General features: G+C 54.9%; 16 protein-coding genes and 1 pseudogene. 16 read left to right on the top strand and 1 reads right to left on the bottom strand.

Annotated features, from left to right (window positions below; translation table 11 throughout):
* Nucleotides 1-53: 53 nt before the first annotated feature.
* The 4 genes from AYK82_RS17145 (at nt 54) to AYK82_RS17125 (ending at nt 5036) form a co-directional block, all read left to right on the top strand.
* The gene (locus AYK82_RS17145) at nt 54-668 is read left to right on the top strand and encodes a hypothetical protein (RefSeq protein ID WP_068318925.1); all 615 of its coding nucleotides are present in this window, start codon (nt 54-56) and stop codon (nt 666-668) included.
* Between the two features lie 279 nt (nt 669-947).
* A complete protein-coding gene (locus tag AYK82_RS17135) occupies nt 948-1433 on the top strand; it encodes a terminase small subunit (protein ID WP_068318921.1) in 486 nt (161 codons plus the stop codon).
* Nucleotides 1399-3426 carry a phage terminase large subunit family protein gene (locus AYK82_RS17130; protein WP_082734023.1) on the top strand — a complete coding sequence of 676 codons (2028 nt, stop codon included), beginning with the start codon at nt 1399-1401 and terminating at the stop codon, nt 3424-3426. Before AYK82_RS17135 ends, AYK82_RS17130 begins: the two co-directional genes overlap by 35 nt.
* Nucleotides 3423-5036, top strand: a complete 1614-nt coding sequence (locus tag AYK82_RS17125; RefSeq protein ID WP_068318917.1) for a phage portal protein — start codon at nt 3423-3425, stop codon at nt 5034-5036. Before AYK82_RS17130 ends, AYK82_RS17125 begins: the two co-directional genes overlap by 4 nt.
* Here the strand turns inward: AYK82_RS17125 and AYK82_RS17120 are convergent.
* Entirely contained in the window at nt 5023-5811 is a 789-nt protein-coding gene (locus AYK82_RS17120) for a hypothetical protein (protein ID WP_068318915.1), read from the bottom strand. The genes AYK82_RS17125 and AYK82_RS17120 overlap by 14 nt on opposite strands.
* A 63-nt stretch (nt 5812-5874) precedes the next feature.
* Between AYK82_RS17120 and AYK82_RS17115 the strand changes: the two genes are divergently transcribed.
* From AYK82_RS17115 to AYK82_RS17060, 12 genes and pseudogenes are all read left to right on the top strand, one after another.
* Nucleotides 5875-6111, top strand: a complete 237-nt coding sequence (locus AYK82_RS17115; RefSeq protein WP_082734028.1) for a hypothetical protein — start codon at nt 5875-5877, stop codon at nt 6109-6111.
* A gap of 3 nt (nt 6112-6114) precedes the next feature.
* Nucleotides 6115-7146: a head maturation protease, ClpP-related gene (locus tag AYK82_RS17110; RefSeq protein ID WP_068318912.1), complete on the top strand. Its 1032-nt coding sequence runs from the start codon at nt 6115-6117 to the stop codon at nt 7144-7146.
* Nucleotides 7147-7213: 67 nt separating this feature from the next.
* Nucleotides 7214-7582: a head decoration protein gene (locus AYK82_RS17105; protein WP_068318910.1), complete on the top strand. Its 369-nt coding sequence runs from the start codon at nt 7214-7216 to the stop codon at nt 7580-7582.
* 32 nt (nt 7583-7614) lie between these two features.
* The gene (locus AYK82_RS17100) at nt 7615-8625 is read left to right on the top strand and encodes a major capsid protein (RefSeq protein ID WP_068318909.1); all 1011 of its coding nucleotides are present in this window, start codon (nt 7615-7617) and stop codon (nt 8623-8625) included.
* Nucleotides 8626-8634: 9 nt separating this feature from the next.
* On the top strand, nt 8635-8973 hold the full coding sequence (locus tag AYK82_RS17095) for a hypothetical protein (protein ID WP_068318907.1): 339 nt from the start codon (nt 8635-8637) through the stop codon (nt 8971-8973).
* A 48-nt stretch (nt 8974-9021) separates the two neighbouring features.
* Nucleotides 9022-9402: a hypothetical protein gene (locus AYK82_RS17090; RefSeq protein ID WP_068318905.1), complete on the top strand. Its 381-nt coding sequence runs from the start codon at nt 9022-9024 to the stop codon at nt 9400-9402.
* Entirely contained in the window at nt 9399-10112 is a 714-nt protein-coding gene (locus AYK82_RS17085) for a hypothetical protein (RefSeq protein ID WP_068318904.1), read from the top strand. The genes AYK82_RS17090 and AYK82_RS17085 overlap by 4 nt, the downstream gene beginning before the upstream one ends.
* A 4-nt stretch (nt 10113-10116) precedes the next feature.
* Entirely contained in the window at nt 10117-10680 is a 564-nt protein-coding gene (locus AYK82_RS17080; RefSeq protein WP_068318902.1) for a phage baseplate assembly protein V, read from the top strand.
* Nucleotides 10681-10690: 10 nt separating this feature from the next.
* The gene (locus tag AYK82_RS17075; protein WP_068318900.1) at nt 10691-10873 is read left to right on the top strand and encodes a hypothetical protein; all 183 of its coding nucleotides are present in this window, start codon (nt 10691-10693) and stop codon (nt 10871-10873) included.
* Nucleotides 10873-11277, top strand: a complete 405-nt coding sequence (locus AYK82_RS17070; protein ID WP_068318897.1) for a GPW/gp25 family protein — start codon at nt 10873-10875, stop codon at nt 11275-11277. Before AYK82_RS17075 ends, AYK82_RS17070 begins: the two co-directional genes overlap by 1 nt.
* 11 nt (nt 11278-11288) lie before the next feature.
* Nucleotides 11289-12140: a baseplate J/gp47 family protein gene (locus AYK82_RS17065; protein ID WP_068318895.1), complete on the top strand. Its 852-nt coding sequence runs from the start codon at nt 11289-11291 to the stop codon at nt 12138-12140.
* Nucleotides 12140-12497 (top strand): annotated as a pseudogene (locus AYK82_RS17060) (hypothetical protein); the annotation flags it as partial. The gene AYK82_RS17065 and the pseudogene AYK82_RS17060, both read left to right, overlap by 1 nt.

Here is a 12497-nt window from a genome sequence, read left to right as displayed (position 1 = left end):
CCAACGATGGCCCGCCGGAGATCCCCGGCGGGTTTTTTTGTGGAACCGGTTTAATGGCACACATCAAACTCAGCATTGACGATAACAAGCTCACCGAGTTCTGGAAAGTGGCAGAGCGGCTGGGAAGTAAGGCGGAGGCTGAGCGAGCCTATCGGGCAGCTATCAACCGCACCGGCACACGGCTACGCAACGCTGTCATAAAAACACTGCCCAAACAAACAGGGCTAGAGAAGAAAACCATCAAAAAGGCTCTGGGCAAGGCAAAGAGAGCATACGCCAGTCACAACGGGAAAAGCGCACGGCTCGAATACACCCTAATAACAAATGGCGGCTACATCAGCCTACGGCACTTCAAAGCCAAAGAATACAAGTGGGGCGGAGTAGGGGCAAAGCCCCGTGGACGATTAGAGAAGCACCCGCAAGCGTGGATAAAAGGCGGGCGTTTCCCGAACCGTAAAGACATGCCGCAATTCAAAGGCGCCGTATTCCAAGCAAGGACAAGCGGGAAACGCTGGTGGGGACACTCAGGCTTTCGCAAGGTACGCTCAGACGTTCGTATCCCTGAAGAGATGACTATTGGGGAGAGCGCCAAAGCATTTGAACGCGAGAGCAGTTCCCTCAAGCGAGAGGTAGAGTTTGAGGTGAGGAAACGGCTGCTTAAACGGTAGCGGCGCTCACAACCAACTCATGCGCCTTGCATGGCTTTGGGTTAAACTTGCTCACCGGATGCGGCGTGCATACCGCCCCCATTCAGGTACCTTTCTCAAGGAAATCAATGGGTTGCGGTCGCTTAGCCCGTTTAATGGCCAGATTTAATTTCAGAAACTCAGTTTTTGCTTGCTTAGTTTTGGCGCAAAGGCGCTCTAAAAAATCTAACAAAAACAGAGTGTTACAGGGTCGGCTTTTTGGCTGGCGGGCAAAATTGCTCATGTTCGTAGGAGGCATGAATGCCGAAGACGGCAACGGGCAAGATTTTGAACCAAAAAGAGCTGTCGGAGACGTTCGGGGTTACCCCTCAGACCATCCGAAATTGGGTGAAAAGGGGCTGTCCTGTGCACTTGGATGAAGGGCGCGGGAAGGCAACTCAATTCAATTCCGCTCAGGTGTTCGCTTGGCGCGAGCGTTGTTTGCAGGCTGCGCTAGAGGAGCAGGTGCCTGAAAAAGATCGTGTCCGGATACGGCGCGATGCAGCGGCAGCGGACCTTGCTGAGATCGAGGTTGAGAAGCAGCGGGGAGCTTTGGTGCCTATAGATATGGTGGTGGGCGAAGTCGCGAAGGAATACGCGATGATCCGTGCGAACTTCTTGGCAATGTCGGGTGAGATTGCTGATGAGCTGGAAATGCAAGAGCTGCCATTTATCGAAGAAAAACTATCGTTAAAAATTGGAGAAATCCTGAATGCACTGGCATTTGACAGCAAGGCAGAGCCTTAAGCGGGCACTGGTAAAGGCGCGGCATGACGGGCTCAAGCCCCCGCCACAACTGGACCTCGTCCAGTGGGCGGATACGCACCGGTTTCTACCAAGGGAAAATTCAGCCAATCCGGGGCGCTGGAAAACCTCCCGCGTACCCGTTGCTATTGGACCAATGCGGGCGGTGACAGAGGCTGGAACTACGAAAATTAGCGTGATGGCCTGTACGCAGCTGATGAAAACCGAGTTTTTGAACAACACCGCACTTTACCATATCCATCAGGATCCGGCGTCTATCCTGTTTATCCAGCCCACGCAGAAGCTGGCGGCGAACTTCTCTAAAGAGCGGTTTCAGCCCGCCGTAAGCGGGGCGCCGGTGATAGCAGCGCTTGTGCCCGCGCCAAAAGCGAGGGGCTCTGAGAACACAATTGAGCACAAAGCGTTTCCGGGCGGGGCTATTGATTTTGTCGGCGCGAACTCTCCGGTTGATCTGGCATCGCGCCCCAAGCGAATAACACTGGCCGATGAGGTTGATCTATACCCAGCCGATGCAGGAGGGATGGGCGACCCGCTGGCGCTGGGAGAGGAGCGCTCGTCCTCGTTCAAGTCCCGGCGCTTGAATGTGCGCGCCTGTTCGCCCTCAAGTGAAGAAACATCGGTGATTTACCGCGAGTATCTGGCGAGCGACCAGCGCAAGTGTTTTGTCAAATGCCCGCACTGCGAGACAGAGCAAGTGCTCTATTGGTCACGCGAAACCATCCAGTGGGACAAGGACGAGAACGGCAACCACTTGCCACATACAGCGCGCTACTACTGCACTGGGTGTGGTACTGGGTGGAGTGAGGCTGAGCGTAAGAAGGCCATCGCGGCCATTGCGCAAGAGTCGCATGCGGGGTGGAAACAAACAAAACCATTCGTGTGCTGCGGTAAAACCCACCGTCCGCTTGAATGGAGTGATAGCGAGAACTGGGATGAGCGGGGGCGCTCCCATTGCCCGGACTGTGGCAAGCAGTCACCCTATGACGGGCATGCGGGGTTTCAGGTTTCAAAGCTGTACTCGTCGCGCCAATCATTACCGGATGTGGTGCGTGAATATCTGGTCAGCTACAACCGCCCGACGCTATACCGGAAATTCGTCAACACAGCGCTGGCCGAGGTGGTGAAGGAGGCGAAATTCTCCATGAGCGCCGAGGCGCTTGAGGAGCGGGTTGAGAACTACAGTGCGGAGGCACTTCCTGCCGGCGTCAGGCTATTGGTTGCGGGGGCGGATACGCAGGACGACCGTTTGGAAATGACCGTCATTGGCTATGGCAACGACGAGGAACAGTGGGTGATCGAGCACATTGTGCTTGATGGTGACACTTCTAGGAAACGGGTGTGGGATGACTTTGACGATGCGCTTCGGCGAACATACACAACTGAAGATGGGCGCGCCTTACGCATTAGGGCAGCGGCGATCGACAGCCAGGGACACAGGGCAGCTATTGTTTACGCCTTTTGCGCTAAGCGGAAATATCGCCGTATTTACGCAACCAAAGGGATGAGCAATCGCAGCGGGGCGCGGCAGATTTGGCCAAAAACACCAAGCCGCACCAAGAACAGCGGGCAGCATCTTTACATCGTCGGCGTCGATACTGCCAAGGATTTAATCTCAGCCCAGCTCAAAAACAAACCGGATGTAGACGGCGCGCCATCCCCCAACACCATCCACTTTCCAGCAGAAGGGCTTTCAGCTGATTACTTTTCGCAGCTCACGGCTGAGCACGCCATCGCCAAGGACGTCGGTGGGCGCAAGGTGCGGCTATGGGAGCTGAAGAAAGAGGGGGCACGCAACGAGGCTCTCGACTGCATGGTGTATGCCAGCGCAGCGCGACATTCGTTGCCAAACCGGCTGCGCAGCAAGAGCAATATTGCCAAGCCCGCGGGCCGCAAACCATCAGGCGAATTGGTGCGTCATGTGCGCAAGCCGCCCAAGACAGGGGGGCATAATCGATTTCGGAGCAGATTTAAATGACAAAAGCCAAAGCCCGCATCAGTGCAAACAAAGCTGCGGCGCCTGCACGATTGAAACGGGCGCAAATGCGTTACTTACGCGGTGATGCCAGCGGTGTCCTTGCGCAGCGCGTGGTAAGCAATCGCGCAGGCTCGGAGGATGTGCGCACATCTGCTTTGCGGGCCTCCGCCTTGGCAACGGATTTTCTACATAACAGCGGCTGGATCGCTGGCGCCTGCGATCAGGTAATCACTGATACAATCGGCGAGGGGCTGCGGATTAACTACAAGCCCGACCTGTCAAAGTTTGAATACAGTGACAAGGAGGCGCGAGAGTTTGCGCAGGAAGTGGAGCGCAAGTTTCGCGCCTATGCTGAAAATCCTAAAGAGGTCGATTTGGCAGGCGAAAAGACCCTTGCCGAAATGGATGATGGCGTTTGCCGCTACTTCCTGAGCAAGGGCGAGGCCTTTGGTGTTTTCAGCTACTTAGGGGCACGGGAACGGCAGCGCTACGGCATTGAAAGCGGGACTAAAGTAACGCTTGTTTCGCCGCGGCTTTTGAAGTGGGAAACGAACAAACTCATAGGCCTGCAGGACGGGATTTTTAAGGATCAGAACGGGCGGCACACAGGTTATCGTTTCATGCGCGAGGATAGTGAAGGGCTTTACGGCCTGAGCGATCATGACATACCTGCGCACAATCGTGCGGGGCTTTGCAATGTTGTGCAGCTGCTGGACCGCTCGGAAAATCCTGATGCCTCGCGGGGTGTGCCGCTGCTAACCGCTGTGCTTAACAATCTGGGCTATCAGGAGCAATTGGGTAATGCCACGCTTGCAACAGCGCTTTCGCAGGCAATTATGGCGGCAACGGTAAAAAGCCCAGATGCTTCGCGAGAAGTGTTCGAGGCGTTTCAGGTTCTTGATGACGACGAAGAGCTGGCAAATGGTCTGAAGGATCTCTGGACTGCGCGGCTTGAGCAGCTGGCGGGAAGTGAGATCAATCTATCCTCTGGCGTACGGGTCAACCATTTAGCGCCGGGGGAAGAGTTTGAGCTGCATTCGAGCAAAACGCCTAATCCGCACTATGTCGCGTTTTTTCAGAACCTCTTGCGCGAAGTTGCGCGGCGCATCGGGGTTACCGCATCCAACATGACCATGGATCACAAGGGCGAGACCTATTCCAGCGTGCGCATGGCCTATGCCTCGATCTGGCCGATTGTAAAGCGCCGTCGCAACCGGGTCGTGGCACCGCTGACCAAGACCGTGTTCGCCAACTGGCTGGATGAGCAAATCGGGCGCGGACTGATCGCGTTTCGCGGCGGCTATGAGGCTTTTCGTGCAAACCGTACCTACCTAAGCCAAGTGGAAGTGCTCGGGCCTGCGGCACCATCGGCAGATGATGAGAAAGCGGAGCGGGCGCGCAAACTACGGCTGCAAAACGGGGTCACCAGCCTGCGGCGCGAGTGCTCTCGTGAAGGGCTGGATTATGACTTGCTGCTGCAAGAGCGGATTGAAGAGCGCGACCAACTGGTTGAGGCCGATCTCCCCGTTCCGTTTGAGCCAGCAAAGGGCGGCGATGGCGGCCCCAATGGTGGAGCCGTACAAGGGGAGAGAGACGCTAAGAAAAGCTAGGATTACTTTTTAGTTTTTCTAGGAAAGGTATAATATCTGGATAGCAATCTGAGTCGACAAAATTTAATTCTTCAATCATCACACATTCATTTGCGCTACCATGGTGTGCGACATAGTAAACAAGAAGCGTGATTTCCCAGTCGAATAAGGAGCTTCTAAGATCTTCTGCCTGTTTTAACTTGGAGTATTCATCAAGTTCTATGGATGCTTCGCTGCTAATATCCTTGAGGTAAGTAATAATTATTTGGCATAATGGCTTAAGGTATGCGACGTTTTCCGTCTGATCTTTGCGGATTAAGGCAAACACAGCCTTCTCAATAGCGACGAAACCACGCGGCTCGTCATTTCCGGAAACGCTTGGAATATAAAAATCGCTGCGAAATGAGTTTATTTGCGAGAGAGTAGTAGTTAATCGTCGCGCCTTCTTCGTTTCTTGCAGCTCTTGCGTCTGTTGTTCAAGAATCCTCTGGGTGTCCGCGCGTTCGGCTTTTACTATGGCCAGCTCTTGCCGCTGCAAGATGATCGCTATTGCAAGGCCGATGAACGCTAGTCCTGAGAATAAGGCGTTCACAGCCCCAAAGCTGTCGCCAAATGTTCCGCGTTCTGCAGGGGTGCTTGATGGTTGAGAAAAGAAAATACTCCCTAGCTGAGAGAAATCTAAATAGCCAAGCCGGGCAAATTGGAAGTTAGCTAGCCAAGCCGCAATAGCGCCTCCAATGATAACAATCAGTAAAAGCCAAACCAGACTTGCCCGAAGTACTTTTAAGAACGCCATTACAAAACTCCTAATTGAATGGCCGCAGGCTACACCCAATCCTTAAACCTGAAAAGAGGGCGCATGAGCGAGAAAGACTGGTGCCTTGAGGCTGAGCGCCTGCGGGCAATTTATGAAGAAGTGCGCGATGGCAACAAAATCACAGAGAGCCGGTTTGGCGAGGATTACACCCGCTATCAAAACGCCAGCTTAAGCACGATCCGCGCAGATTTAAACGAGGCGGAGCAGCGCTGTGAGATGCGGCAAAATAAAGGCAAGCGGCGGCGTTATGCAGCCCGCCTCCGAGCACGGAGATACTGATAAATGAACATTTACCGAGACGGGCAACTATACCTCTACGGCTTTGTAGGGGATAGCTTTTGGGAGAGCGGCTTTACCTCTACCCAAGTGATTGAGGCGCTTGCTGAACATGGCCGTGAAGAAGATTTAACCGTGCGCATGGATTCAGGCGGCGGCTATGCCATGGAGGGGCTAAGCATTTACAACGCACTCTCGGCCCATAAGGGCAAGGTCACTGTGCAGGTGGACGCCATGAGCGCCTCTGCGGCATCCCTCATTGCCATGGCCGCTGATGAGGTGGTGATGATGCCAGGTTCTTTGATGATGATCCATGACCCGGCAGGGATCACATGGGGGACGGCTGAGGACCATGAAGACACCGCTAACCTGTTGAATTTGCAAGCTGAGGAATTTGCTGGAATTTACGCCGCAGCCTCGGAAAAATCGGTTGATGATGTGCGCGAGCTGATGAAAGCCGAAACGTGGATGAACGGCAAAAAGGCTGTTGATGAAGGCTTTGCTACATCATCGAAGGACGGCAAGAGCCGAACCACCGCTTGTAGCCCCTTTAATTTCACCATGTATGCAAATGCGCCCAAGCGCTTAATGCAAATGGCGCAGCGCAAAAACTGGACCAATGAACCGGGGCCTCAGGCCTCACAACCCCTTGATACAGAGGATAGCGAAATGAAGCCTGAAGAGCTGGAAAAGATCAAAATGGAAGCCAAGGAAGCGGGTGTGAAAGAGGGCGCTGCCGCTTTCATGAAGCTGCATAAAGAGGTTATGGCTTTGCCAGAAGCTATAGCGCAGCCAAAGCTGGCTGAGCACCTGATGGAGCAGGGCCTTGAATTTGATGCGATTAAAGCAACGCTCGAAACGCTAGAAAAACAAACAGATAGCGAAGCCACGGCGGATAATAACCAGAGCGCGGACGAAGCCTACACCCAAATGCGTCAAGCAGGAGCAGGCTTGGGCGGCACGTCCGCTCCGCAAAAGCCGCGTATGAGCCGCGGGGATGTCTTCGAGGCCCGGCGCAAGCTGATGCGGGCCGCCTAATTTCCGTAACACCTTCACCTAAACCGACGGGTCGCGATAAGCGGCCTTTTTTAATGGGAAAATTCACATGACGAAGACAATGCGTGCGCGTGATCTGTCCTTTTTGCTTTCTGAAGCATCCGGTAATCGCTCTCGCGAAACCGTGACTTTGAGCGGTAGTGATGGCCTGATTGCAGCCGGAACAGTGCTGGGCAAAATGACCGCCTCGGGCAAATATAAGCCAGCCACAGCTGCGGGCAATGACGGCGCTGAGAAGGGCGCTGCTGTGCTCTGTTATGCCGTCGATCCGGGCGGACAAGACGCAGAAGTGGTGGTCATTGCCCGTGACGCAGAGGTGAAAGAGCCGCTTTTGGTGTTCCACACCTCGGTCAACACTGGCGCCGAGATAACAGCGAAACGGGATGAGCTGGCAGAAGCCGGCATCATCACGCGCTAATCCATCCATTTTCAGATGTTAGGAAAAAACGAATGCCTGATGATATTTACATGTCTGACCCGTTTAGTGTTGAGAACCTCACGATCGCGCTGAACGAAAACCCAACGCCTCCGGGGCAGATTGGCGCCTCAGGCCTGTTTGAGGAAGAAAGCCTCTCAGAGACTTACGTGAGCATTGAGCGTCAACAGGATGATCTGGCGCTGGTTGGCTCTAGCGCGCGCGGTGGCCCCGGTGAGACGACTGGCGACGAGCGCCGTGATGCGTTTAACATCAACATCCCGCACTTCCAGCGAGATGATTTGGTGAGCGCGGATAGCGTGCAGAATGTGCGTGAATTCGGCACTCAAAACACCCCGGAATCCGTGCAGGCTCGCATTGTGAAGAAAGCGCAAAAGCACGCGCGTGATCTTGACAACACGCTTGAACACCAGCGCTCGGGCGCCATTGCCGGGATTGTGACGGATAAGAACGGGCTGGAGCATGCGAACCTTTACCAGCAGTTTGGTTACGCCACCCCCGACGCTGTCCAGTTTGATAAAACGGACAAGACTAAGCTGTTGGGCAAGGTATTTGATGAGCTGACGTTCTCGATTGAGGACGATCTGGACCGCGCATACAATCGCTTCCATGCGTTCACCGGCAATGAGTTCCATACTTGGCTCTGGAACCATGACCAAGTGCGCGAGACGTTCCTTAATACCAATTCGGCAGGCCAGTTGCGCCAAGCAACGCCGGATGTATTCCAGTTCGGAGGCTTTACCTTTGAACGCTACAAAATGGGCAAGAATGCGCGTAAGGCCAATGGCGGGTCCTCCTACATCGCCTCAAATCAAGCGCGTGTAGTTCCGTTTGGTGTGCAGGATATGTTTAAAACCTGTTTTGGCCCTGCCGATTACGTGGAAACCGTGAATACTCTGGCCCTACCATTGTATCTAAAGCAGTTCCCGACGCCGAACGGCAAAGGGCGGCATATCGAGGTGCAGATGAACGCGATTTCGCTCTGTACCCGTCCGCAGGCCCTGCGCAAACTGACACTGGTCTAGGGGGCGCTCATGAGTAAAACAATTGCAATCATGCACCCCGGCGGGCTGCTTCTACCCGGCGAGGTGTTGGGCGAGGAAGAAGTAGTCCAGATAGATGGGGGCACACCGGTTGAGGTGCCTCGCTCATACGGCGAACACCTGATCGAGGACGGGCTAGCGTTTGAGGTTGAGGACGAGTCTGACCCCGAACATGAGCCAGACGGCGAGCAAGCCACTTGGACGAAGGAAGACCTAGAGGCCTTTGAGCGTGACGAGCTTGTCACGATCGCTGAAACGTTCGAATACGAGCCGCCAGCGAACATCAAGGCTGAAACCTTAATCAAGAAAATTCTTGAACTGCAAAGCTAACAGAGGGCGCGGGGAAACCCGCGCTCTCCCGCTATTGATGGGGGCAAAATGCAGCCTGAAACACGCAAGCACCTAGAACAGGCCGCAGCTGATAATACTCGGCGGTGGGGCGAGCTGGTTGAGCTCAAGTTTCTTAGCGAGGGCCGTGCCGACGGGACGCGTCAGAACCAGACTGTGCTTGCCGTTATTAAAGAGGCGGGCTCCAAGCGCACGAGCGCTACAGGAGGGCGCTCTGATAAATGGCAGGGGCGCATTCAAAAAACACCGATGCAAGCCTACATCGCAAAGAGCCTTTACCTTGAGGGGCCTCTCATTTTCAAGGGTGACAAACTTCGCGCTGTCGAGCGTGAGGGGAAGCCTTTTTTTGAAGTGGCTGCGGCCAACTACGATAACCCGATACGTATTATTTTGGAGCTGGCCAGCGCATGAGTATCACCCGAATTGCTTTGCGCTACTGTCTCGTTGAGGCCCTTAAAGGGGCAACCGAGGCAGGCGATAATGTCGAGGACAGCGCTATTGGAGCGCTAAACGTGGACGAGGGCGGCATCACTACGAATAAAGAGGCGCCGTTTATATCGATCTACACCGACGAAGCCGAAACGTCTTTTAGCGATGGCGGTTTGCAGCTGCTAGGCAGCGCTAAAACGGATGTAATCATTGAATGGGGCATATCCTCTGCAATGACGGAAACGGACCCTGAGACTGGGCAAGATACGTCAGTAACCGGCATCCCGCAAACCGACGACAATATGGAATTTACGCTAGACCTGATGGGGCGGCAGATCTGCGATGCCTTGCTGCCTAACTCGTCAAAATATGCAGAATATTTCCAGTTGCTTACGCAAAAAGCGGAGAACATGAAGCGCGAGCGCATCGCTTCGGATACAGACGGCCTGCGCTTGGCTGCGCATCGTATTGTACTCGGGCTTGAGCTGCTTGGCGATCCGGTTGCAGGTGACCTGTCTTTGCCTAATCCTTACCCTGAATTACTGGCGGATATGGCCGCTAATGCAGGGAACGACGCGTCTGTGAAAGCGCGGCTAATCCTCCAACTGCTTGGGGGCGCGGTGGATGATGCACGGCGCTACCAGTTAGAAAACGGGCGCTCTGATGCTGAGCTGACCGCGATAGGGCTCTAGCGTGATGGATGAGTATATCGAAGAGCTGGCCGATACAATCGCCGGATTGCGGGCAGACATCGAGGAATTGCGCACCAAGCTTGCGCAAATGATACAGGTAGGGCCGGTTGCTGAGATCGATAGTGAGAAGGGCTACCGGGTGCAGCTGGGTTTGCAGGAGGACGGCAGTCCGTTTTTATCGCCTTGGTTGCCGCATCCTGAGACCGGAAAAACATCCATCCCGCTGAAAATGGGCCAGCCGGTTGGGGTACTGTCCCCCAACGCAGACCCGCGCCAGGCCCTGCTTTTGCGCGGCGGCTATGGCGGCGACAACACCAGCCAAAACGACGACATGCAGGCCAATGTTTTCAAAGACGCTGGCGTGACAGTCTCAGTTAAAGGCGGGCGCTTGCAGATTGAGGCGGAGCAGGCGGTTTTAATCAAAATTGGCGGAGTGACACACGAAATCAGCGCTCAGGGCGCTGCAACCAACGGCGGGCGCATTGAGCATGACGGGAAAAACGTTGGTTCGACGCACGTGCACAGCGGCATTTTCCCCGGGAAAGCGGACACGCAAGGCCCGCACTAGGAGCTTACACATGACCAAGAAAAGCTATGCACTGCGCGATGAAAGCGCGGTGATTAATGGCGCACGCGCAAACAAAAGCGCTCAGATGACGCCAACAGAGGCTGAGTACTACCTAGCCTGCGGTCTGGTTAACGAGCCGCAGACAAAACGCAAGCCAGAGCCCAAATCACAGCCCGCAAAAGAGCCTTCCTAATGGCGGGGATTGATATGCGGACCCGCAAGCCCATCGGGTCGCTAGAAAGCGCTTTGCAGGGGGTTGAGGTGATCTTCTCGACTGAGCGCTTTTCGCGGGTCATGCGACGCTTTTTTGGAGCGGGGTTGCCCCAGCTATTGGGGCGACGGCTATCACCCAAGTTATTTGCCGCCTTCTCTCAATTGGCGGTGGTTGCAATAGGCCATTGGGAGCCGCGTTTCAAAGTGCGCCGGGCCACAATTAAACCGGACGTCGAGGGAGCAAGACGCGGGGAAATCACTTTGATGATTGAGGCAGACTTTCGCCCCCGCGCCCACTTGGCCCCGCCGGATTACCGCGTTGAACGAACAGTTAATTTCGGCCTGACCCTCAGCGATGAGGGGGCAGCAGCACAGCAACTATAGAGAGCGATTGAATGTCAAAGATGCCGCCACCCAATTTGATTGATAGCGTTGATTACGAAACCGCTCTGGCGGAGATGGTCGCAAGCCTTAAAGCTCGGTTTCAGGGTGCTGGTATCGCGTTTGATGTTGAGGCGCTGGAGACTGATCCTGCGGTGATAATCGCACAGGAGTTTGCATATCGCCTTACCCTGTTTGAACAGCGGCTCAACGAGCGCTTTGTGAGCTATCTGATCGACTATTCCAGCGGAGCCACGCTTGACCAGCTAGCGGCATTTTACGATGTGAAGCGCGTGACGGGCGAGGGGGACGAACGGCTGCAAAAACGCACAAGGCTCGCTATTGCTGGGCGTAGTGCAGGCGGTCCCGCAGAGCGCTATAAATCAATCGCTTTCAACGCCTCAAGTGATGTGAGAGACGTTAAAATTTACTCGGACCCGCACGGAATTGATCCGTCCATTCATGTGGCCGTGCTCTCTACAGCTACCGGGGGTTATGCCAGCGATGATCTGCTTCTGAGCGTCGAGAATGCGCTGCAAGCCAAGCGGGTGACCAGTGACCGTTTTCATGTAGCCTCGGCGGTGCGTAAAACAGTCGATGTGGCGCTTGATATCTGGCTGACACCGGACGCGAGCGAGAGCGCGCTAGAAGGGCTTGGGGATGCGCTGCGAGGCTGGTGGGAAAATCAGGATTTGCTTGGGCTGGACCTTAATCATTCCGACATAATCACCGCCGTTAAAACCATTGGTTCGGGGGCAATCAGTAATGTGAAAGTTGTTTCGCCACAAGGCGATACCGAGGCATGGCCTGCTGAGGCGCTGGCGCTTGGCTTGATCGATGTGCGTTTTAAAGGGCGGGGGCGATAATGAGCGATTTGTTGCCGGGTAATGCCACCCCATGGATGCGCGAGACAGCTGCCGCAGGCGCCGCCGCGCTTACGTCTACCGAGCCTTATCTTGAACAGCTAGGCCAGAAATTCCACAATCCCAGCCCGTCACTGGTTCCCTACCTGATCTGCGAGGCGGGGCTTGGGATCCTCTCGCCCTATGTGCCGAACCTCTACGAGCTCTATTTTGATGGCATCCGCTGGCAGCGACTGCGCGGTGATATCCGTGCCGTACATATGGGGCTTGGCTTTATCGGCTATGAGGGCCGGATGGAATGGGCACCAAGCCGCCGCAGGCGCTGGCATAATGACCAGCTGGAACTGGCGCGCCTACCGG

The organism is Polycladidibacter hongkongensis (genome assembly GCF_001561995.1).
Classification (GTDB): domain Bacteria; phylum Pseudomonadota; class Alphaproteobacteria; order Rhizobiales; family Stappiaceae; genus Pseudovibrio; species Pseudovibrio hongkongensis.
Note: the sequence above shows the minus strand (reverse complement) of the source record. Positions and strands in the feature narration are given on the sequence as shown.